The following is a 20,814-nucleotide window of genomic DNA, read 5'->3' on the forward strand; positions in this document are numbered from 1 at the left end:
TGATACTGCACGCAGCCGGGGGGGGAGTACTGCTAACCGACGGTTCAGAGATTTTCTTCAAGACGGTCGAGACGAAGATGGCGACGCCTGGGGTCCCGCTGTTCGCGAAGGGCCTCCTGTGCAACTGGCTTGTCTGCCTGGCGATCTGGATGGCAGCTCGAACGAACAATGACGGTGCAAAGCTGGGACTGATCTTTTGGCCCGTGTTTGCGTTTGTTGCCTGCGGCTTCGAGCACAGCGTCGCAAACATGTTCGTGTTCGCGCTTGCACTAATCGGCCAGCACCCGGCCAACATCACGTTTGCCGGCGCTTTGCATAACGAACTTTTTGTCACGCTAGGCAATCTGGCCGGTGGTGGAATCTTCGTCGGCCTTGGCTATTGGCTGCAAGAGAGCGGTCTTGGTCATCCTTCGAAAGCCCGCGCAGCCGTATCCGCGAGCGGCGTTCGCACGAACTGACGCGGCGATTTTTCCCGGGACTTCGCTTTGCCCCGCAGATGTCCGCGCGCGACAATTCGGTGCCTACAGAACCAGCGAGCGGTCCGCCTCCGGAAAGCGATTCGCAAAGGCGGCGGCAATCACGCGAACTGCCGACAATGGTAGCGGTGCCGATGTCCAGTGCCCCCATGAGGTCCGTGAGCGCGGACCGTGATCGATTCCTTGTGAACATCGAGTCCAACGTACACCGTGCTATTGTGTTCTATGCTGGCCTCCGTGCCGGAAATCGCCGGGTGTGGCCCTGTCCACACCGTGCGGCTCTGGCAGACATGCTAACCCGCGTTTGATTCCTCACGGCGGGCCAGCCTCTGCCTCACGGAAAGTCATACTGCCTTCCATTGGCCCTTGACCTTGATGTAGGTTTCATCGACACGTCAGCTCTTGCCGACGGGACGCTGCGATGGCGAAACGACCTCTCCACAGCACCGGCAACAGTTTTATCGCCCAGCGGTGCGCGATCGAATGTTGCACCGAGATTCCACGCTCAGCCATTATTTCAGGATTACATCCAACCGATAGTGAAGGCGTTTGAGCACCTTGCTCACGGCGGCGTTTGGCGTTTTCATCGTCGGTTACATCGTTCGTTTCAAGGACGCTCACCATCGCAATTCGTCTTACTGCGACAGAGCCCGACCCTGTGCGTCGAGATACGGTCCCAGTAACGACAGGTCAGGCGCCCCAAGGCGATCATGGGCCGTCTGTAGCTGATGCCAGTATGGATAGAGCAGGGGCAGCGCGCTCACCGTGTCGAGCCGCTCGCGCTGCTGTGCGGTCAACGTAAGATTCGCGGCGCCGAGGTTGTCGAGCAGTTGTGTTTCGTTACGTCCGCCGATAATGACCGAGGTGACGGCGGGGCGTCCGAGCGTCCACGCAAGCGCGACCTGCGCGGCCGAGACATCGTGCTCGCCGGCAATCTCGACCAGTGTGTCGACAATCGACCACAGGCGCTCCGCGTCGCGGATCGGCGGCTCGGTCCAGCCGGCGAGCTGGCGCGTTCCCTCGGGCGACGTGTCGCGGCGGTGCTTGCCGGACAGCAGGCCGCCAGCGAGCGGGCTCCAGACAAGAATACCGAGCCCTTGATCGAGCGCGATCGGCGCGAGTTCGTATTCCGCTTCGCGTGCTTCGAGCGTGTAGTGAATCTGTTGGCTCACAAAACGCGGCAGACGATCGCGTTCGCTCACGTGCAACGCCTTCATCAAATGCCAGCCGGAGTAGTTCGAGCAACCGACATACCGGATCTTGCCGTGCCGAACCAGCAGATCGAGCGCTTCAAGCGTTTCTTCCAGCGGCGTGAGTCCGTCCCATTCGTGCACCTGATAAAGGTCGATCACGTCGGTCTTGAGGCGCCGCAGGCTCGCTTCGCAGGCCTCTATCAGATGATGCCGCGACAGACCCCGATCGTTCGGACCGTCGCCCATCGGGAAGCGGGCCTTCGTGGCGATCAGCACGCCGCCTTTGCGTTTGCCGCCGAGCGCTTCGCCGACGATTTCCTCCGACGCGCCATTGGAATAGACATCTGCCGTATCGATCAGGTTGACACCCGCGTCGATGCACATGTCGATCTGCCGGCGCGCATCGTCGAGGCCAACCTCGCCGACGCTCGCGAATTTGCCCTTGCCGCCCATCGTCATCGTGCCTAGCGTGATGGTGGACACCTTCAGGCCCGAACGGCCCAGTTGACGGTATTCCATGATGAAGCAATCTCCATAAATGTTGCCCGGAATCCACGGCCGCGGTGCGGTCGTTAAGTCCCCACTGCGCGAGCACTTCGTGCCCAGTGGTCCTCTGACGCTCCGGAGCATCCGACAATATCGAAGATCGACTTAACATTCCAATAGAAAGATATGATCCAATTGTGCGGTTTTCGTGATTAATCGTCTGTGGTGAGAAGGGTGCTAACGTGGACTTGAAGCAGCTGGAACATTTCGTAGCGGTCGCAGAAGAGCGGCATTTCACGCGCGCGGCGCGGCGACTTAACCTCGTTCAGTCCGGCTTGTCCGCATCGATCCGCTTACTGGAGGACGAGCTGGGCGGACCGTTGTTCATCCGCAGCACGCGGCGAGTCGACTTCACCCCTGCCGGCGAAGTGCTGTTCGCGCAAGCGCGGCGGGTGCTCGCGGCCGCGCGCGACGCGCGCCACGCCGTGACGCAAGTGCACGGGCTCGCACGCGGCCGGCTCAGCATTGGCGCCATTCACGGTCTCGCGCCTTATGTCGATCTGCCTGCTACCTTGGGGCGGTTTCGGGCCGCGTTCGGCGGGATCGATATCCATCTGACACTCGATGGCTCGCGCGCGTTGATCGACGAGGTGCGGGAAGGACGTCTTGACCTCGCTTTTACCCAGCCCTCGGATTCGCCACCGGACGGTCTCGGATCGCAAATGTTCGCGTGTGAGGGAATGGTCGTCGTCTGCGCGACGCATCATCGACTGGCGGGGGCTAACGGGCTAAAGCTCGCGGATCTTTGCGAAGAAACGTTCGCCGATCTGCGTCCAGAATGGAGCGTGCGACGGCTCGTCGATCGAAGCTTTGCCGCCGCGGGGCTGCAGCGCCAGATCAGCTTCGAGGTCAACGACATGCCGATGTTGCTTGAATTGGCGGCGCAGGGGCTTGCGATAACGATCGTGCCGGAATCTGTCGCCTCCGCCAGGGTGCGCGACACCCGTGGCGCGCCGATCGCCACGGCGACTCTGCGCGAAGCCGAGGAGCCGTGCTGGGAACTCGCGGCTGTTTTCAAGGGCAGCGCCGCAGAACCACTCGTGCCCGTCGCCCGTGCTTTTCTGGATTTGCTCAAATTACCCGCAGTGGCGACCTGACACTCCACTGCATCAGGGCAATTATTGGGAACGTTCGCAAGCAAAGCCAGGCAGCAACACCGTATCGGGCGAGGCGCAAGGCTTCGATGTGATGGGTTCGAAGGCGGTCCCGGATCGCTTCGATCAAGCCGAGATTTAATCGGCTGCTCGTCGTATCGTAGCGAATCAGTTCGTCGGCCAACGCGAGATAGGCGGGGCATTCGTTAGTATCCAGTGCTGGCTTATCAAACATGACGTGCGCCCCTCGGGCTCTCATGGCAACATCGAGCGATTGTAGGTGGACGAAATTCACAACATGCACGTGGTATTCGAATCCAGGGGCGGGCAAGAAGGCCGCGGCCAAAGCGGGCGGGGCGAACTGATGCGTGGAGCGCACTATCAATCGTTCGGCGCGGAGCTACATTGAGAACTCCGACGCAGATCGGGCAAACTTGCGTTCGCGACCCGCGCCTGCGACATCGCACGTCAGCGAGCTAGCTTCGCCGCATAGGGTTCCCACTCCGCATGCAGCGTCTGGCCCGCGCGTACACCGTTCCATTTCGGCGCGCAGCGGCGCGACCGATTCATCGGCGAGATCAAACTCGGCGCTGAGCGCCTCGTAGGCTGCGCTGATTTCACGCAAAAGCGCCGGCTCGTCGACGCGGGTGAGCCTTCCGTTGCGCAACACGGCGTCGCCTGCGACGAAGACGCTGTCGATCGACGCGCCGCGTTCGGCGTAGACCAATTGGCACACCGGGTCCGTCAGCGGCGTGAAGCTGATCGTATCGGTGCGATACGCCACCAGGTCGGCACGATATCCCGGCGCAATCGCGCCGAGCTGGCCGCCGAGTCCGAGCGCGCTCGCTCCGCCCACCATGCCCGCGCGCAGCGCTTCGGATGCCGATAACCAGGGCGGATGGTCGTTGGCGCGTATCTTCGAAAGCGATTGCGCCTGGCCCAGCAATATTTCTTCGTATCCTGCTCGCTGCAGGACATGCTGCGCCTGTTTGACCGCAGGCGGGAACCGGTGGAACACTTCGCGAACATGTTCACCGCGCAGTTGAACGACACCCACCCGTCCATCGCGGTAGCCGAACTGATGCGCCTGCTGATGGACGAACGTCTCGTGCCATGGGACGAGGCGTGGGACATCACCCGCCGCACGTTCGCCTATACCAATCACACACTGCTACCTGAGGCACTTGAAACGTGGGGAATAGCACTGTTGCAAAGCCTGCTGCCTCGGCCGCTCGAAATCATCTACGAGATCAACCGCCGGTTCCTCGACGAGGTTCGGCAAAGGCATCCCGGTGACGATGCCCGCATCGCGCGAATGTCGCTGATCGACGAGAGAGGGGAGAAGAGGGTCCGCATGGCCCATCTGTCGACGATCGGCAGCCATGCTGTCAATGGTGTGGCCGCGCTGCATTCCGCGCTGCTCAGACAGACTGTACTGCGGGATTTTGCTGAACTGTGGCCAGAGCGCTTCCACAACGTTACAAACGGCGTCACACCGCGCCGATTCATGTTGCTCAGCAATCCGGGCCTCGCGCGGCTTCCTGACGAGACGGTGGGTGATGGGTGGGTCACCGATCTCCGGCGGCTTCGGAATCTCGACGCGCATGCTGACGATTCGGGCTTCCAGGAGGAATGGCGTGAGGTCAAACGATCGAACAAGCAGGTCTTGGCGCAATGGATCTGCAACGTCACTGACGTCGTCCTTGATCCCGATGCGCTGTTCGACATTCAGGTCAAACGTATTCACGAGTACAAGCGTCAGCACCTGAACGCGCTTTACATCGTCACGCTTTATCAGCGTCTGCGCCTCAATCCCGGGCAGGACAGCGTACCGCGCTGTTTCATCTTTGGCGGGAAGGCGGCGCCAGGCTATGCGATGGCAAAGCTTATGATCCGATTGATCACCGGCGTGGCCGAAGTCGTGAACAACGATCCGGCCATGGACGGCCGACTGAAGGTCGTGTTCTTTCCCAATTTCAATGTGAAGAACGCGCACTTCATCTATCCGGCCGCCGACTTGTCCGAGCAGATCTCGACCGCCGGCAAGGAAGCGTCCGGTACCGGCAACATGAAGTTCATGATGAATGGCGCGCTCACTGTCGGAACATTGGACGGTGCCAACGTCGAGATCCGCGAAGTAGTGGGCGACGAGAACTTTTTCCTCTTCGGTCTGACTGCTGAACAGATAGAGCGGGTCAAGCACGAAGGGTATCGTCCCGCTGTGCATCTCGAAAGCAATGCCGAGTTGCGCGAAGCGCTCGATCTAATCGCTGGCGGATTTTTTTGCGCGGGGACCCGCAGGCGTTTCGCCCACTCGTCGAGAACCTGCTGCAGGTCGATCCATTTCTCGTACTCGCCGACTATGCGGACTATGTGACTTGCCAGGACCGGGTAAGCGCCGCTTGGCAGGACCCCGGGCGCTGGACGCGCATGTCGATTCTCAACACGGCGCACTCAGACAAATTCTCGTCCGATCGAGCGATTGATGAGTACTGTGAAAGAATCTGGAAAATTTGCCCGGTAAGAATTGCCCTTGACAGTCCCCGGCACCGCACCGGTCCTTCCGCCTGAGCCATGGTATTGGCCCCGTCCGATGGCAAGCGCTTCGGCTATCTGGGTTCCGGCGTCTCTGAAATCTAAGCCGCAATGCTGATCGGCCCAAGGATCCGCAACTGCTTCATGGTGCGCTGATTCGACGACGGGAAGGAGATGCAGTCATGCGTTTCCCACGTCTTTCATCGCGACGATGCAAAACCGCAATTTGACATAATGTAATTTATCAACGACAAGTGTTGTAGAGGCTAAGTTGTAATGTCCGCTTTTAGCCAAGTTCAAATGTCCGCTTTTTCGCAGCGTAAGCTGACCGGCCGCCGGTGTTCCGGCGCGGGAGGCTTTGATGGCTGCGACCGGACTGATAACGATGACGATGCGCGAACTGGACAGGTTCAAGGTCATTCAGGACGTCGCCGACGGCAGGCTCAAGCCGTGGCGCGCGGCAGAACGGCTCAGGCTGACGACGCGGCAGGTTCGCCGCCTCGTTGACCGGTTGTGCGAGCATGGGCCGGCAGGTCTCGTATCGCGCCGGCGCGCGAAGCCCAGCAACAACAGGCTGGATCCAGTGAAGGCGGATCAGGCGCTGTCGATCATCCGTGACCGCTATGCCGATTTCGGACCGACGCTGGCGTGCGAGAAACTGTACGAATCGCACGGCATTCGCCTTGCCAAGGAGACGGTCAGGCGCCTGATGACGGACGCAGGTCTGTGGGTGCCCCGCCGGCAGCGGCCGCCGAAGATTTACCAGCCGCGTGCCCGGCGTGCATGTCTGGGCGAGCTGATCCGGATCGACGGCAGCAATCACCGCTGGTTCGAGGAACGCTCGCCGGCCTGCTCGCTGCTGGTGTATGTGGACGATGCAACGAGCCGGCTGATGATGCTGCATTTCACAGCCACGGAATCGACGTTCAGCTACTTTGAAGCGACGCGTGCGTACATTGAACGCCACGGCAAGCCCGTCGCGTTCTACAGCGACAAGTACAGCGTGTTTCGCAAGACGGGTGCGAACAGGGATGGCAGCAGCGTGACCCACTTCGGCCGCGCGATGTACGAGCTGAACATTGACACGTTCTGCGCGAACTCGAGCCCCGCCAAGGGCCGCGTGGAACGCGCGCACCTGACGCTGCAGGATCGTCTCGTGAAGGAACTGCGGTTGCGTGGCATCAGCACGGCTGCCGGAGCCAATGCGTATGCGCCTGCCTTCATGGCAAATTACAACGCGCGCTTCGCGAAGCCACCGAAGAGCGGATTCGATGCTCACCGCCCACTCAGGGCTGACGAGCATCTTGATCTGGTGTTCACGTGGCGCGAGCCGCGCAAGGTGAGCAAGTCGTTGACCGTGCGGTACGACCGGGTCATGTATCTGCTGAAGGACACGCCGGAGCACCGGAAGCTGATCGGCCGGCATATCGAAGTCTGGGAGTATCCGGACGGGCGGATCGAACTGCGGTCGGACGACCGTGTTCTGACGTGCCGGCAGTACGACCGGCTGGCCGAAGTTGACCAGGGCGCGGTCGTTGAGCACAAGCGGCTGGGTCCCGTGCTGCAGGTCTCGCAGGCGATGCAGGCCCAACGCGACAACAGCCGGATTGGTAAAGCGCCTTCGCGAACCCATCTCGGCGTTGCGACCAAAGCTGAAGGCAGCTCGCCCGGCAAGAAGAAACAGCGCGAGTTCACGCAGGCCGATATCAATGGCGTGATTCTGGAACAGTCGCAGCAGCGGCAAATGCAACAACCACGCAAACTTGGCCGTCGGTCTGCAAAGGTGATCGACACAGACGTAAGCGCCCTGCCAGTTCAGGCATCGTCCTTCAACAATGTGTGAGACAAAAGGCGTTAGAAACAAACCCCTTAAACCCGGACATTTCAACTTAGCCAGAAAGCGGACATTTCAGAATGGCCTCGACAAGTGTTGTAGCGGCAATATGAGAATGTCGTGTTCTAAGCGCTCCAACGCAACCGGCCATCCAAAGTCCGCAGGTTTCGATGCAAACTTGCGTTCAAATGGAAAATTCGAGCGATTTAGCTACTGGGATGCAGTGGGCCGCAGCATAGATGTTCGGTTTGCCTCAAAAGTGCGATGACCGCATATCGATGCTCCGTACTAGCGGTGACCATATACGTTTGCTCCGGTTGCACAGACCCGCATGAAAACCGTATGCCCATGCTCCGGAGTGAGCCGCCACGAATGCGATGAAAGCCCAACTTGAGGGCCGCGCGCTAACGACAGCCACCACGCGCCGGAGCATGCGTATTCGGAAGTGCTTCATAGCAAACACGGAACACAGTAAGCACCTCACGACGACCGTCGTAGACGGCGGCGAGAACCGACATCAAAGTGGTGCCCATCATTTTCGATTTGATGGACATCACTGTGACAGAGTCGGAAGCCAGGCCGGGTAGCCGCAAGGGACGCCCGAATTATGATCGCGAGTTTCGACGCCGGCTTGCGGCCGCGGCATGTGAGCCTGGTGCGTCGGTCGCGAAGCTGGCGCGGGACAATGGCATCAATGCAAACATGCTGTTTGCCTGGCGGCGTCGCTATCGCGAGCAATTGCAGGCGGAAACGACGTGCCTGATTCCAGTGGCGGTGGTTCATGAGACGCCGCCGCAGCGCGTGGCGATGCCCCCAGATGCAAGGGACGTCTGCAACCGGACTGCACGAGCCGGGACGATCGAGATCCGGTTCGGTGACGTGGTAGTCAAGGTCAACGGCGTTGTCGACGCCGACACGCTACGCGTCGTCCTGGGGAGCGTGCGATCGTGATCTCTCTACCCACGGGTACACGCGTCTGGCTGGTGGCAGGCGTCACCGACATGCGCTGCGGGTTCCAGGGGCTGGCGGCAAAGGTGCAGACGGCGCTCGAGGACAATCCGCTGGGTGGCAACGTGTTCATCTTCCGGGGCCGGCGCGGCGATCTCGTGAAGGTCATGTGGGCGACCGAAGACGGGCTCTGGCTTCTTGCGAAGCGGCTTGAGCGTGGTCGCTTCGTCTGGCCACACGCCGATGGCGGCAAGGTCCATCTGACGGCGGCGCAACTGTCGAGGTTGCTCGAAGGCATCGATTGGCGGCAGCCGCGTCGTACGGCTGCGCTGTCGATGTTGTAAACCGCGAGGAAGGCTCGTAAACTGCGCCACATGTCGAACGGCGCTGAACTTCCTGACGATGTTGCAACCCTGCGGGCCTTGCTGGTCGAGGCGCGTGCCCAGCTTGCCGAACGCGATCTGGAGATCGGGCAGCTCAAGGCGCAGATCGACAGGCTCAAGCGCATGCAGTTCGGACGCAAGTCCGAGCAGTTGGACCGGGAGGTCGCGCGGCTCGAAACCGCGCTCGAGGACTTGACCGGTGAGCGTGGTGTCGCTGACGTGCGACGCGCCCACGAATCAGGCGCGAGCACGCCTGTGGGCGACGCATCGCCGAAAGAAGCGCTGCCGCCGCATCTGCCACGCGAAGAACGCGTACTCGACGCCGACGCGACCTGCCCGAAGTGCGGCAGCGCCATGCAGCCGCTCGGAGAAGACGTGTCCGAGCAGCTCGCCCGCGTCGCGGCAATGTTCAAGGTGATCCGCACGATCCGGCGCAAGACGGTCTGTCCGTGCGGCCACCACTTCTCGCAGCCGCCCATGCCCGGCCTGCCGATCACGCGCAGCATTGCCCATCCGAGCCTGCTGGCCGACATCCTCGTCTCGAAGTACGCTGACCACGCGCCGTTGTACCGGCAGTCGCAGATTGCCGCGCGCGACGGCGTGAAGCTGGATCCGGCCAGCATGGGACGCTGGGTCGGCCAGTGCGAGGCCCTTTGCGTGCCGCTGACCGAGGCGCTGCGCCGCCACACGATGGCACCGTCGAAGCTGCACGCGGATGACACGCCGATCCCGGTGCTCGAACCGGGCAGGAAGAAGACAAGGACCGGGCGACTGTGGGTGTATGTGCGCGATGACACCCGTTCGGGCTCGACCGAACCGGCCGCGGTGTGGTTTGCTTACTCGCCCGACCGCAAAGGCATCCACCCCCAGACCCATCTCGCTGGATTCGAGGGCATCCTGCAGGCCGACGCCTACAGTGGCTTCAACGAACTGTACGAGAGCGGCAAGATCCGTGAAGCTGCATGCTGGGACCACGCGAGACGGTACCTACCTACGACGTGCATGCCCGAACGCCTACCGAGGCGACCCGAGAGGTGCTCGAACTGATCGGTGGACTTTACGGCATCGAGGCGGACATCCGTGGCAAACCCGCTGCTGAACGGCTGTGCGTGCGGCAGGAGAAAAGCGTGCCGCTGCTCGCGACCATCAGGACGTGGATGACGGACAAGCTCGCAACGCTGTCGAAGAAATCCGAACTGGCCAAAGCGATCCGTTACTCGCTCAACCAGTGGGACGCGCTCGCGCTGTACTGCGAAGAGGGTCGTGCTGAGATCAGCAACGCCCTGGCCGAAAACGCGCTGCGCTGTGTGAGTCTGGGCCGCAAGAACTTCCTGTTCGCCGGCTCCGACAGCGGAGGCGAGCGGGCAGCCGCGATGTACGGTCTGATCGGCACATGCAAGCTCAACGGGATCAACCCGCGCGCCTACCTCGAATACGTCCTGACCCATATCGCTGACCATCCCATTAACCGCATCGACGAACTGTTGCCCTGGGGGCTGGAACGTGGCCACGAAGCTGCCTCGGCAGTCTGGCCCATCGGCGTCTGCTGACACGTAACCCGATTCCCGATCATGCCTCACGCGGGCGCCGCGTTGCGGACGGCCGTCGCGAGGTGCTTACGGAACACAGACAGGTGCGCCTGCAAGACTGACGATTGCCACACGATGCACGCACAAGTCTCTGCGATCGGTAATTTCATGACTTGCAGTGCTTCGCAGCTAAAATGTGAATGCGGGCTAGTTTTCCTTCGATATTCACAGATTTGCCCCCTGAATCCCACATTCACAAGTTTGCTGCTCGGCCATTCAGGCGTATTCGACATTCACCGATTTGCTTCGTCGATCGCATATTCACAAATTTGCTAGACAGAACGCGCTGAATGCGGCGGAGTGCGCCGGTACGGCCTCATCGAAACGGCAGAGGCCAACGGGATCGACGTGTGCCGCTACCTGTGTGACTTGTTCATCGCGCTGCCGCTTGCCAAAAGCGCCGATGACTATGAAGCACTCCTGCCTTCGAGACTAGCGCTCCAACGCAACCGACCATCCAAATTCGGCATGTTTCGATGCAAACTTGCGTTCAAATGGAAAATTCGAGCGATTTAGCTACTGGGATGCATCCTTGCGTTGGCAGTTTTCCGTCATTTCTCTTTGACCACACGGTTGCGTAACTACCGTGTTCAGCGTGGCGGGCGCGGTTCGGGAACGCTTCCACGCAATCTGTATCAGATAGGTGGCGACGCTTTTATTGGTTGATCGCTGGCGTGCCGGCAGCCGTGGCGTAATCCCGTGTCAAGCGGTCCAGCACCATCTTGCGTTCAATTTCCACGGCCGCACGCGCGGTGAAGATCGAATAGACGGAATCCATCAGCACGTCCTCTTCCTTCATTTCCTTTTCGTCGAAGAAGGCTATGTGTCCGACTACCTGCCGCTCGCTGTTGAAAATCGGAAGTCCGTAGTAGCTGTCGAACTGTTCATCGCGCGGAAACAGTTTGCCGACCCCTGTCGCATGAAACGCGGGCCTCTTCAGGTTGAAGACCGCCTCGCAAGGCGTGCCCGCAAGTTCGAACTCAAAGTTATCGCGAAAGCTGTCCTGAAACCAGAATGCGAGCGTGTGGACACTCTTCGGCGGCCAGCCGTTGCACTCGGTAACGAACGCGCATGAGACATCGAGCGCGCCCGCGAAGTGGCGCACCAGCGTACGGAAAAAATCCTCGCCGCATGTGCCCGAGGTTCCTTCGACGATATGCTGAAGAATATTCTCGATCCGCCTCAGGCGCGTCACGTCCGTATCGAGCGCGACGAGGCGCGACGGCCGGCCGTTCGCGTGGCGGATCACGCTGCCAGTCGAACTCACCCAGCGGTAACGGCCGTCTTTATGCAGGAGCCGCAACTGTTGCTCATAGCGCGGCGTCGCGCCGTCCAGATGGGACTTGAGCGCCGCCTCGACTGCTGGAACGTCTGCCGGATGCATGCACTGCAGCCAGCCCTGTCGTGTGTTCGGCAGTTCCTCGTCATCGTAGCCGAGCATGCTTTTCCAGCGCGGCGACAAGACGAGGTCATTAGTCTGAAGATTCCACTCCCAAAGGCCGTCGTCGGCTGTGCGCATCGCGAGCACGTAGCGCTCTTCGCTTGATCTGAGCGCGACGTCGATCTGTCTGCGCTGCTCCGTCGCGAGTTCAAGCGCATGCTCCAGATTCTCCACCTTGCCGTGGAGCGAATCGAGCGTCGTCCGGGCCTGTTCAATCTCATTGGCCGCGTGGGGAAGCGGGTCGGTGCGCGGGTTGGGGGCACTTTCGCCCGGATACGCCTGCGCGATCGCGGCCAGCGGGCGCCGCACGTACGCGTCGATGGCCGCGCTGGTGACCGCCAGAAGCAGCACCAATCCAGCGGCAACGACGATCAGGATGCCCACTCGCGTCGCAATCGGCTCTGCTGCGCCGGGCACCCAGCCCACCGCGAGATAAGCGAGCATAAGCAATCCGCACACAGCGATTGGAAGCAGCAGCTTTCGTCTGAGGCCCATATGCATTGTCCCTGGACAGAAAACCGCACGTCGGAAGACGATGGCGGCGACTACTTCAGCTTGAGCGTTGCCGGATGCAAGCCAGCGTGGACAGGGCGTGCCTCGGCCGTCATGCAAATCCTTCGAAGATGGCCCGGATCCGGTGTGCAGTAAGCATCAGCATAGGCACACGGCCGATCGCGACATAAACGCAACAGCGTCGTGATCATTTTGTGATCTTTATAGGCGAAAGTACACAGGCGAGCCAATCTAGCGACGGGAATTCTGATGCAACCGCTAAATAGTCCATTTGAAGCGCCTGCTGCGATTCCCTGCGACGTCGGCATAGGACTTCGCGCGCCGCACTATTGGCAGATCCTGTCGGAGCGGCCGGCGATTGGCTGGATGGAAGTGCATAGCGAAAACTACTTCGGTGACGGCGGCCAGCCTCTGCACTATCTCCAGCGGATTCGCAACGCCTATCCACTGAGTCTGCACGGTGTCGGCCTGTCCCTTGGCACGACGGATCGCCTCGATCTGGTCCATCTAACGCGCCTGAGGGCACTTGTCGAGCGCTTCGAACCTGGGCTCGTCTCGGAACATCTCAGTTGGGGAGCGGTCGCCGGACGTTTTCTGAACGACCTACTGCCGCTGCCTTGTACGGAGGAGGCGCTCGCCGTGGTGCGTGAGCATGTTCAGGAAGTGCAGGATTACCTGGGCCGGCAGATTCTCGTCGAGAACGTCTCGAGTTACATCCGCTTCCGTCACTCAACGATCCCCGAGCACGAGTTCATCACCGAGCTTGCAGCAAGCACGGGCTGCGGGATCCTCCTCGATGTCAACAATGTCCACGTCAACGCAGTGAACCACGGGATTGAACCCGTGCGCTATCTCGATGCGATGCCGGTTCACGCGGTCAAAGAAATCCACCTGGCTGGATTCGACCGTGTCGGCGACCTGCTGATCGACACGCACGGACAGCGCGTCGCCGAGCCGGTGTGGGCGCTCTACCGGCACGCGGCGAAACGCTTCGGGCTGGTGCCGACGTTGATCGAATGGGACACCGATATTCCCGAACTCGCTGTCCTTCTCGACGAAGCCGCCAGGGCCAGCGCCATCCTCGGAGATGAACATGCCGTCTCTGCGTGAACTTCAACTCGACTTTGCCGCGGCGATCTTCGGTCAGGACGGGTCCCGCATGAGCGATCACGTGCTGACAGGCGGCGCCGCTGCCGGCGAACGGCTGAATGTCTATTTCAACAACACGTATCACAACCTGAGGGAAGCGTTGCGTGACGTGTTCCCGGTTGTCGAGCGGCTCGTCGGCGAGCGCTTCTTTGCCTATGCCGCCGACCAGTACATCGGCAAACATCCGTCGACGACCGGCGACGTGCATCGGTTTGGCGCCACCTTTCCAACATTTCTCGCGGGCTTCGCTCCTGCGGCATCGCTCCCTTACCTTCCCGACACCGCGAGGCTGGAATGGGCGATGCATGAGGTCTTTCATGCCGCAGACCACGCGCCGCTCGCGATAGACCGCCTTGCCGCAATCGTGCAAGCCGGCTTCACGACGCTGCGCTTCACGCTGAATCCCGCTTGCCGTCTGCTCTCGTCACCCTTTCCTGTGTCACGCATCTGGTACGTCAATCAGCCCTCGGCCACCGGCTCCGACTATGTGGACGCTGATAGCGGCGGCGACTTCCTGCTGATCCGGCGTCGCAACTTCGTGGTCGAAGCGCGGCCACTCGAACCGGCGGTGTTCGCGATGCTACAGTCGCTCTGTGCAGGCGCGAGCGTCGAAGATGCGTACGATAATGCCATGCTCGTCGACGATGCCTTCGCGTTGGGGGCATTCATACAGCAGCACATCCTCGAAGCGACGATCGTCGACTTCGATACCGGGAACTCATCGTCAGGCTGACGGTGCCTGGATCCGGCGGCGGCATCGGCGCCGGCTTGCTACACGACGGCCATGCTCCTCGAGACCAATGTGCTCATCGATGCGGGCACGGGCGCGATCGACCTGTCAATCGAGGCGCTGTCGCATTGACGCTGTATTTCTCAAGCACAGTCATCTGGATCATCTGTGCCTGGTTCCAGCTGAGGTTTTCATGACGCGTCTGAAGCCGTGCGACCCCACCGTTACGATGTCATAAGCGACCGGCATGGCCAGACGGTTCCTGCCGAAGGCACTGCGGGAAGGACAGGTATTCGAGTTGTGCGCCACAGAACACGCGCGCATCACGCTACCGCAAGATCGACGATGAACGTCGTGCCGAGCCCGGGCGTGCTTTCGACCTGAATGTCTCCGCCATGCAGTTCGACGATACGGCGCGTGATTGCCAGCCCGAGCCCGGCGTTGCCGGTGCTGCCGAACTCGGCCCGGTCCACGCGATAATAGCGATCGAAGATATTGCGAAGTTCATCGCTCTGGATCCCTTGGCCGGTATCGCGCACACGCAGTTCGACGCGCGCTCCCGCCGGCCGGACCTCGACGCCGATCTCACCACCGGCTGACGTATAGCGCATCGCGTTCTCAATGAGGTTTTCCAATACCTGCTCGATCATGCCGATGTCGGCGCGCACGGGCGGACAATCCGGCTCGCACTTCGTGACTATCGTGAGCTGCCGCTTCTGCGCCTTCAACGCGAATTTCTGCACGACATCCTGCGCCAGTTCACCGACCGGAAAGGTCTCGATCTGAGGAGTCACTTCATGTGCCTCGAGTTTCGTCAGTTCGAAAACATCTTGCACCAGCCTGGCCAATCGCTCACAGTGCTTTACCGCAATCTGCAGGTAGCGATTCCTTTCTTCAGGCGTCAACTCGTCGGCTCTGATCAGCATGGTTTCGAGGTAGCCCTGCATCGACGCGAGCGGCGTGCGTAAGTCGTGCGAGACGTTCGCGAGTAATTCACGCCGCTGCCGGTCAACCTGTGCGAGCAGGCCAAGTTGCATGGCGATGCGCTCCGACATTTCCTGAAATGCGGTGCTCAGCCGATAGATTTCGTCGTCGAAATTGCCAGGCAGCGCGAGCGGCACCGGCGTCGTGAACCCACTTGCACGAAATGCTTCGATCGATTTCGACAAGATGCGCAGCCGGATGGTGAGAAAGCGGAAGACGATCAACGCCGCCATGAGGCTGAACACGACCGTACCGATGATGAGGTCGGTGGCAAGCTCAAAGAGCCGCTGCGCCTCGAGCATCTTCTGCGAGGCGAGGATCATGATTGCGCTGATCGCGATGAACACCGTCATCAGCACAATCGCAAGCTTCCCGTACAGCGTTCGGAACATGAGCGGATCAGCCTTTCGAATCGTTTCGGAACTTGTAGCCGACGCCCCACACGGTTTGAATATATTCGGGTTCGTTGGGGTTGATCTCAATCTTTGCGCGAAGACGGTTGATGTGCGAATTGACGGTGTGCTCGTAACCGCTATGGCTATAGCCCCAGACCTGATCCAGTAACTGGCTGCGGCTATACACGCGTCCGGGATTTTGCGCGAAATGCAGCAGAAGCTGAAACTCCTTTGCCGTGAGACAGACGGGCTCGCGGCGTACCGTCACCTCGCGCTTCTCGATATCGATCCTGAGGTCTTTCGCTTCGATCGCCTTCGGTGCATCCGCCGCCCGATTGACGAGCACGTCGACGAGCCGAAACAACGCTTTCACCCGCGCGACCAACTCGAGGACGCTGAATGGCTTCGTCAGATAGTCGTCGGCGCCCATCTCGAGACCAAGCACGCGGTCGAGTTCCGTGGATCGCGCGGTGAGCATCAGTATCGGCGTATAGCGCTGTTCACTGCGCAGGCGTCTGCAGATTTCCAGGCCGTCGACCCCTGGAAGCATGAGATCGAGTACGAGGAGGTCATACGGCTGGGCGAGCGCTTCCGCGAGCCCTGCGTTGCCATCGTTGCGCACGGTCACCTCACAGCATAGCCGGGCCAACTGCATCTTGACCAGTTGCGCGATGTCGTCTTCGTCTTCGACCACCAGAACATGACGTGACACAGCTTCACCTCTTTCGCGTGCGTGACGGCACAAAGCGTTTGACGGGCTCGACTTCGCGGTCTGTGCCCTCTGCCACTTTGGCCAGCACTCCCTGATCATTCTAGTCCGTGAGGCACCGCGATCCAACCTGCCACGACGCTGCGTGCCCCTAAATCGCACGTCGTGACAGAAATTTGATTTTTCGCGGACAAAGGCGTGAGTTCCGTTTTGCACAATAAGTACCAGAGACAGGCAAACGGTCTGTCCGAGTCCCCACCCATCCTGGAGAACCCATCATGAAGAGCAAACCGATTATTCACAGCGCCATTGCGGGCCTGCTCGCGTTTGGCGCGATCGGAGCCAGCACGCACGCATTTGCCGCCGACTTCGAGAAGTGCGCGGGCATCGCCAAGGCCGGCAAGAACGACTGCGGCACAAGCAAGAGTTCATGCGCCGCAACAGTGAAGACCGACCGTGACGCGGAAGCCTGGGTCCTCGTGCCAAAGGGCACTTGCGACAAGATCGCCGGCGCTCATCTGCAGACGTCGGAATTCGCCAAGCCGGGCGGCAAGAGCGGCGTGCTTAGCACGGCGGCCAAGGCGGCCCAGGGCTGACGCGCGGCACTGCCCTGTCGACATCCGGTACGGCAGGCCTCGTTAGCAGCCTGCCGCCAGACATCACGAATCGAGGAACCCGAAAATGAAGTCGTCATCCAACTCGTCCGGAATCACGTCGGCTTCGTCCGGCGTCCTTCCGTTGACAGTCATCGTCGCCGGCAAGGCAGTCATCGGCGCGCTGGAATTCCTGACCCCCGTGCTCGACCTGGGCATCCGCATCATGATCAGCCTCGTCTTCTTCCAGTCGGGCCTGACCAAGATCGCAAGCTGGTCGACGACGCTCGCACTGTTCCATAGCGAGTACTCCGTACCGTTTCTGCCGCCTACGCTGGCCGCGTATCTCGGCACCGGTGCGGAACTGGGCTTCCCGGTCCTGCTGGTGCTCGGACTGGGCACGCGAGGCGCGGCGTTCGGCCTCTTTGTCTTCAATATCATCGCGGTGCTTTCGTATCCCGGTCTCGGCGATGTCGGCCTGAGGGATCACCAGTACTGGGGCCTCTTCCTTCTCGTGATCCTGATGCACGGACCGGGCAAGCTCTCGCTCGATCACCTCCTCGGCCGTCGTGTAGGGCGCGCACTGGCCAGTCGCTAGTTATCGCGCGAACGAGCCTTTCCAATACGAGGAGCGGACATGAGCACCGACAGGAACATCGTCATCATCGGGGGCGGATTCGCCGGCACCACGCTGGCGCGGCATCTCGAGAAAATCGCGCGGCCACCGTACCGCGTCATCCTGGTGAGCGAGGAAAGCTATACCACGTTCAACCCGATGCTGGCGGAAGTGGTCGGCGCTTCGGTCTTTCCCGAGCAGGTGATCGTGCCGATCCGCCAGATGTTGGGCCATTCGCGATTCATCATGGCGACGGTCACCGATGTGGACTACACGCGCCGGGTCGTTCATGGCAGGACGCTTGCGGGGGCCCGCGAGATTCCATTCGAACATCTGATCTTCGCTTTCGGCACCCGGGCTAATCTCGATCTCGTGCCAGGCATGGCCGAACATTCGCTGCCGCTCAAGCTCGTAGGCGATGCGATGTTCATCCGCAACCGTGTATTGCGTCAGCTGGCGCGTATTGAACTCGAAAGCTGCCCCGAACTGCGACGTCGGCTGGGGCATTTCATCGTGATTGGCGGGGGCTTCTCGGGCGTCGAGGTCGCAGGTGAACTGGCCGACTATATCCGTAGCATCAAGCGCTTTTACAAGCTCGTAACGGACGACGAACTGGCCGTAACGATCCTTCAGGATGGCGAGCGGTTGCTGCCCGAGCTGCCCGAGCCGCTCGGCATCGCCGCGGCACGGCTGATGTCCGGACGCGGTATCGACGTGCGTCTGAAGACACGCGCGGCGCACGTGCACGCCGATGGCGTCACGCTGTTCGACGGCGCGACGATCGACGGCGGAACGGTGGTCTGCACGATCGGCACGAAGCCGAATCCGCTGGTCCAGAAGCTCATGCAGAGCGTTACGCTGCCCGTTCAACGCGGCCGTATCGAAACCGAGCCCGACATGTCGGTGCGGGGCATGCCGGGTCTCTGGGCCATCGGGGACTGCGCGCTCGTCAGCAACGCGGCGACCGACCGTCTTTCTCCGCCGACCGCCCAGTTCGCGATGGCCCAGGCGCGCCAGCTCGCTGTCAATGTCGCACACCGCCTGCTGCACCAGCCGGGCAAGCCGTTCTCCTACGAGACCAAGGGGGCGATGGCGACCATCGGCCACATGAAGGGCGTCGCGCAGGTCTATGGCGTCAACATCACAGGGCTGCCGGCCTGGTTGCTGTGGCGCGCACTGTACCTCGCGCGCATGCCGACACTCGGACGCAAACTGCGCATCCTCGTCGAATGGACCTGGGGCATGTTCTTCCCCACCGACATCACGCACCTGCGCTTCACACGCACCCACGAGGCCGATGAAGAGCCACGCGAGACCCACGGCGAGATACGCGTGCAAACGGCCATCGCGGCAGACCGTCCGTCCTGCCCGCCCAAGTTTCGCTCCAGCGTTCAGCACGCCAACAGCAATTTCTAAAGGAGTCTTTCATGCTTCATGGTAAATCCGCCATCGTCACCGGCTCGACCAGCGGCATCGGGCTCGGCATTGCGAGCGCGCTTGCCGCGCAGGGCGCCGACGTGCTGTTGAACGGCTTCGGCGACGCGGACGAGATCGAGGCGATACGCCGGAACCTCGAACGTGAGCACGGCGTGCGCGTGCGCTATTCGCACGCCGACATGGGCAAACCCGACGACATTCGCGCCATGGCGCGCTACGCCCGCGCCGAATTCGGCCAGGTGGACATCATCGTCAACAACGCGGGCATCCAGCATGTCGCACCCATCGAGGAACAGCCCGACGAGAAGTGGGATGCGATCCTCGCGATCAATCTCTCGTCCGCGTTCCATCTGATCAAGGCCGTACTGCCCGACATGAAGGCACGGCGCTGGGGGCGAATCATCAACATCGCATCGGCTCATGGCCTGCTTGCGTCGCCCTTCAAGTCGCCCTATGTCACGGCGAAGCACGGCTTGCTCGGATTATCGAAGACGGTCGCGCTCGAAGTCGCCGGCCACGGCATAACGAGCAACACGATTTGCCCCGGCTACGTTAAAACACCGCTGGTCGAAAAGCAGATCACCGATCAGGCGAAGGCGCACGGCATATCTCCGGAGAACGTGGTGCGCGACGTGATGCTAGTCCACCAGGCGCGCAAGGAGTTCGTGACCGTCGAGGAGCTTGCGGCGCTCGCGGTGTTCCTGAGTTCCGACAGCGCGGCATCGGTGACTGCGGCGGCGCTCGCGATGGACGGCGGCTGGTCCCAGCACTAGCGGTGCAACATGACTGCGAAACGCGAGGCAAGGCCTGCGAACGGGGGGCAAGAACCAATAGCAGTTGCTTTACGACACGATCGGCAGGCGCCAGAGCGTCGACATTCACCACGAGTTTCTTTAACCGGCTGCGTCTTTTCTGCCGGATTCATGCGGGCGTGTGCCCGCCATTACCCACCTGAGGAGAGAGGTACGTCATGAGCACCAAGAGTCAGCAACGCGCGTCGGTCTGGCGCCAGTGTGTCGTAGCGGGAATGATCGCCGCCGGGCTGTCGGTCGCGGCAGGCGCGGCGAGCGCCGGGGAATGTCCGCTCGACAAGCAAGTGGCGGACGGCCAGGGGCAGAAGCCCGGACCAGGCACACCGACGGGCGTAACCGACACCGTGCGGGCGTCGACCGACTTGTCGAAGGAACCGCTTGCATTGGAGGGGCGGCTCTTGCGGCTGCGCGAACTCGACGTGGCGCCGGGCGGCATCGTGCCTTGGCATAGTCATAAAAACCGGCCAGCGCAGATCTACGTCGTGTCCGGCGAAATCGTCGAGTACGCGAGCAATTGCGCGGTGCCGATCGTGCACAAGGCGGGCGATGTGGCGCCGGAGCGCAACGGCACACAGCACTGGTGGAAGAACGAAGGAACGGTACCGGTGGTGCTGATCTCGGTCGATCTCTTCCCAGTCGAGGCGAAGATGAACGCGCACACCATGTAAGCGTGCGCGCCGAGGTGCCCATGCCACGGCGCGTGTCGGACAGGCACTGGGCTGTTTGCCAAGTGGACACCGGTCCAGCTCATCCGCTCTATGTCGCTCCGGCATCACGCATCTTCGATTCACCCGAACCCACGAGGTCGACCGCGACGCGCGGTCGCCGCAGCCAAAC

The 20,814-nt window shown here is 61.3% G+C and carries 18 protein-coding genes and 4 pseudogenes; 16 read left to right on the forward strand and 6 right to left on the reverse strand.

The genetic code is table 11. The annotated features are described in order from the left end of the window. The coding region (locus OKW45_RS34745) for a formate/nitrite transporter family protein (protein ID WP_429473412.1) at window positions 1-458 on the forward strand (458 nt) is incomplete at its 5' end. A gap of 416 nt (window positions 459-874) precedes the next feature. Here the strand turns inward: OKW45_RS34745 and OKW45_RS34750 are convergent. After that, a pseudogene (locus tag OKW45_RS34750) lies at window positions 875-1,063 on the reverse strand (IS6 family transposase); the annotation flags it as partial. A 48-nt stretch (window positions 1,064-1,111) separates the two neighbouring features. Beyond that, window positions 1,112-2,188, reverse strand: a complete 1,077-nt coding sequence (locus tag OKW45_RS34755; RefSeq protein WP_429473413.1) for an aldo/keto reductase — start codon at window positions 2,186-2,188, stop codon at window positions 1,112-1,114. 209 nt (window positions 2,189-2,397) lie between these two features. Here OKW45_RS34755 and OKW45_RS34760 point away from each other — a divergent pair. Both OKW45_RS34760 and OKW45_RS34765 read left to right on the forward strand, forming a co-directional pair. Next, window positions 2,398-2,571, forward strand: a pseudogene (locus tag OKW45_RS34760) (LysR family transcriptional regulator); the annotation flags it as partial. A gap of 12 nt (window positions 2,572-2,583) precedes the next feature. Continuing rightward, entirely contained in the window at window positions 2,584-3,312 is a 729-nt protein-coding gene (locus OKW45_RS34765; RefSeq protein WP_429474010.1) for a LysR substrate-binding domain-containing protein, read from the forward strand. A 397-nt stretch (window positions 3,313-3,709) separates the two neighbouring features. Here OKW45_RS34765 and OKW45_RS34770 read toward each other — a convergent pair whose 3' ends face one another. Further along, window positions 3,710-4,168 (reverse strand): amidohydrolase family protein, encoded by a 459-nt coding sequence (locus tag OKW45_RS34770; RefSeq protein WP_429473414.1) that lies wholly within the window; start codon window positions 4,166-4,168, stop codon window positions 3,710-3,712. Between the two features lie 63 nt (window positions 4,169-4,231). Between OKW45_RS34770 and OKW45_RS34775 the strand changes: the two are divergent. The 6 genes and pseudogenes from OKW45_RS34775 to OKW45_RS34800 all read left to right on the forward strand — a co-directional run. After that, a pseudogene (locus OKW45_RS34775) lies at window positions 4,232-5,880 on the forward strand (glycogen/starch/alpha-glucan phosphorylase); the annotation flags it as partial. Between the two features lie 325 nt (window positions 5,881-6,205). Beyond that, the gene (locus OKW45_RS34780) at window positions 6,206-7,687 is read left to right on the forward strand and encodes an ISNCY family transposase (RefSeq protein ID WP_429473415.1); all 1,482 of its coding nucleotides are present in this window, start codon (window positions 6,206-6,208) and stop codon (window positions 7,685-7,687) included. 513 nt (window positions 7,688-8,200) lie between these two features. Continuing rightward, window positions 8,201-8,629, forward strand: coding sequence for an IS66-like element accessory protein TnpA (gene tnpA, locus OKW45_RS34785; protein WP_429466263.1), 429 nt, complete (start codon window positions 8,201-8,203; stop codon window positions 8,627-8,629). Next, window positions 8,626-8,970 carry an IS66 family insertion sequence element accessory protein TnpB gene (gene tnpB, locus OKW45_RS34790; protein WP_429466265.1) on the forward strand — a complete coding sequence of 115 codons (345 nt, stop codon included), beginning with the start codon at window positions 8,626-8,628 and terminating at the stop codon, window positions 8,968-8,970. Before tnpA ends, tnpB begins: the two co-directional genes overlap by 4 nt. 30 nt (window positions 8,971-9,000) lie before the next feature. Continuing rightward, window positions 9,001-10,559: pseudogene (gene tnpC / locus OKW45_RS34795) on the forward strand (IS66 family transposase). A gap of 339 nt (window positions 10,560-10,898) precedes the next feature. Then, window positions 10,899-11,114, forward strand: coding sequence for a transposase domain-containing protein (locus OKW45_RS34800; RefSeq protein ID WP_429473416.1), 216 nt, complete (start codon window positions 10,899-10,901; stop codon window positions 11,112-11,114). Between the two features lie 139 nt (window positions 11,115-11,253). On the opposite strand, the gene OKW45_RS34805 is transcribed toward OKW45_RS34800, so the two are convergent. Beyond that, window positions 11,254-12,483 (reverse strand): PAS domain-containing protein, encoded by a 1,230-nt coding sequence (locus tag OKW45_RS34805; RefSeq protein ID WP_429473417.1) that lies wholly within the window; start codon window positions 12,481-12,483, stop codon window positions 11,254-11,256. Between the two features lie 318 nt (window positions 12,484-12,801). Here OKW45_RS34805 and bufB point away from each other — a divergent pair, with 318 nt between their 5' ends. Continuing rightward, the gene (gene bufB / locus OKW45_RS34810; protein WP_429473418.1) at window positions 12,802-13,662 is read left to right on the forward strand and encodes an MNIO family bufferin maturase; all 861 of its coding nucleotides are present in this window, start codon (window positions 12,802-12,804) and stop codon (window positions 13,660-13,662) included. Further along, window positions 13,646-14,434, forward strand: a complete 789-nt coding sequence (locus OKW45_RS34815; protein ID WP_429473419.1) for an HvfC/BufC N-terminal domain-containing protein — start codon at window positions 13,646-13,648, stop codon at window positions 14,432-14,434. Before bufB ends, OKW45_RS34815 begins: the two co-directional genes overlap by 17 nt. 320 nt (window positions 14,435-14,754) lie before the next feature. Here the strand turns inward: OKW45_RS34815 and OKW45_RS34820 are convergent, their stop codons facing one another. After that, window positions 14,755-15,807, reverse strand: coding sequence for a sensor histidine kinase (locus tag OKW45_RS34820; protein ID WP_429473420.1), 1,053 nt, complete (start codon window positions 15,805-15,807; stop codon window positions 14,755-14,757). A 7-nt stretch (window positions 15,808-15,814) separates the two neighbouring features. Then, window positions 15,815-16,522 carry a response regulator transcription factor gene (locus OKW45_RS34825; protein WP_429473421.1) on the reverse strand — a complete coding sequence of 236 codons (708 nt, stop codon included), beginning with the start codon at window positions 16,520-16,522 and terminating at the stop codon, window positions 15,815-15,817. Window positions 16,523-16,797: 275 nt separating this feature from the next. Between OKW45_RS34825 and OKW45_RS34830 the strand changes: the two genes are divergently transcribed. The 5 genes from OKW45_RS34830 to OKW45_RS34850 all read left to right on the forward strand — a co-directional run bounded on the left by OKW45_RS34830 (window position 16,798) and on the right by OKW45_RS34850 (window position 20,645). Then, window positions 16,798-17,115 (forward strand): BufA1 family periplasmic bufferin-type metallophore, encoded by a 318-nt coding sequence (locus OKW45_RS34830; protein ID WP_429473422.1) that lies wholly within the window; start codon window positions 16,798-16,800, stop codon window positions 17,113-17,115. 85 nt (window positions 17,116-17,200) lie between these two features. After that, on the forward strand, window positions 17,201-17,710 hold the full coding sequence (locus OKW45_RS34835; protein ID WP_429473423.1) for a DoxX family protein: 510 nt from the start codon (window positions 17,201-17,203) through the stop codon (window positions 17,708-17,710). Window positions 17,711-17,749: 39 nt separating this feature from the next. Then, window positions 17,750-19,144 carry an NAD(P)/FAD-dependent oxidoreductase gene (locus OKW45_RS34840; protein WP_429473424.1) on the forward strand — a complete coding sequence of 465 codons (1,395 nt, stop codon included), beginning with the start codon at window positions 17,750-17,752 and terminating at the stop codon, window positions 19,142-19,144. An 11-nt stretch (window positions 19,145-19,155) separates the two neighbouring features. Next, complete coding sequence (locus tag OKW45_RS34845; RefSeq protein WP_429473425.1) at window positions 19,156-19,938, forward strand: 3-hydroxybutyrate dehydrogenase; 783 nt, start codon at window positions 19,156-19,158, stop codon at window positions 19,936-19,938. A gap of 197 nt (window positions 19,939-20,135) precedes the next feature. Beyond that, window positions 20,136-20,645, forward strand: a complete 510-nt coding sequence (locus OKW45_RS34850) for a cupin domain-containing protein (protein ID WP_429473426.1) — start codon at window positions 20,136-20,138, stop codon at window positions 20,643-20,645. Window positions 20,646-20,814: the final 169 nt, after the last annotated feature.

Source organism: Paraburkholderia lebeckiae (assembly GCF_050436225.1).
In the GTDB taxonomy this organism is placed as follows: Bacteria; Pseudomonadota; Gammaproteobacteria; order Burkholderiales; family Burkholderiaceae; genus Paraburkholderia; species Paraburkholderia tuberum.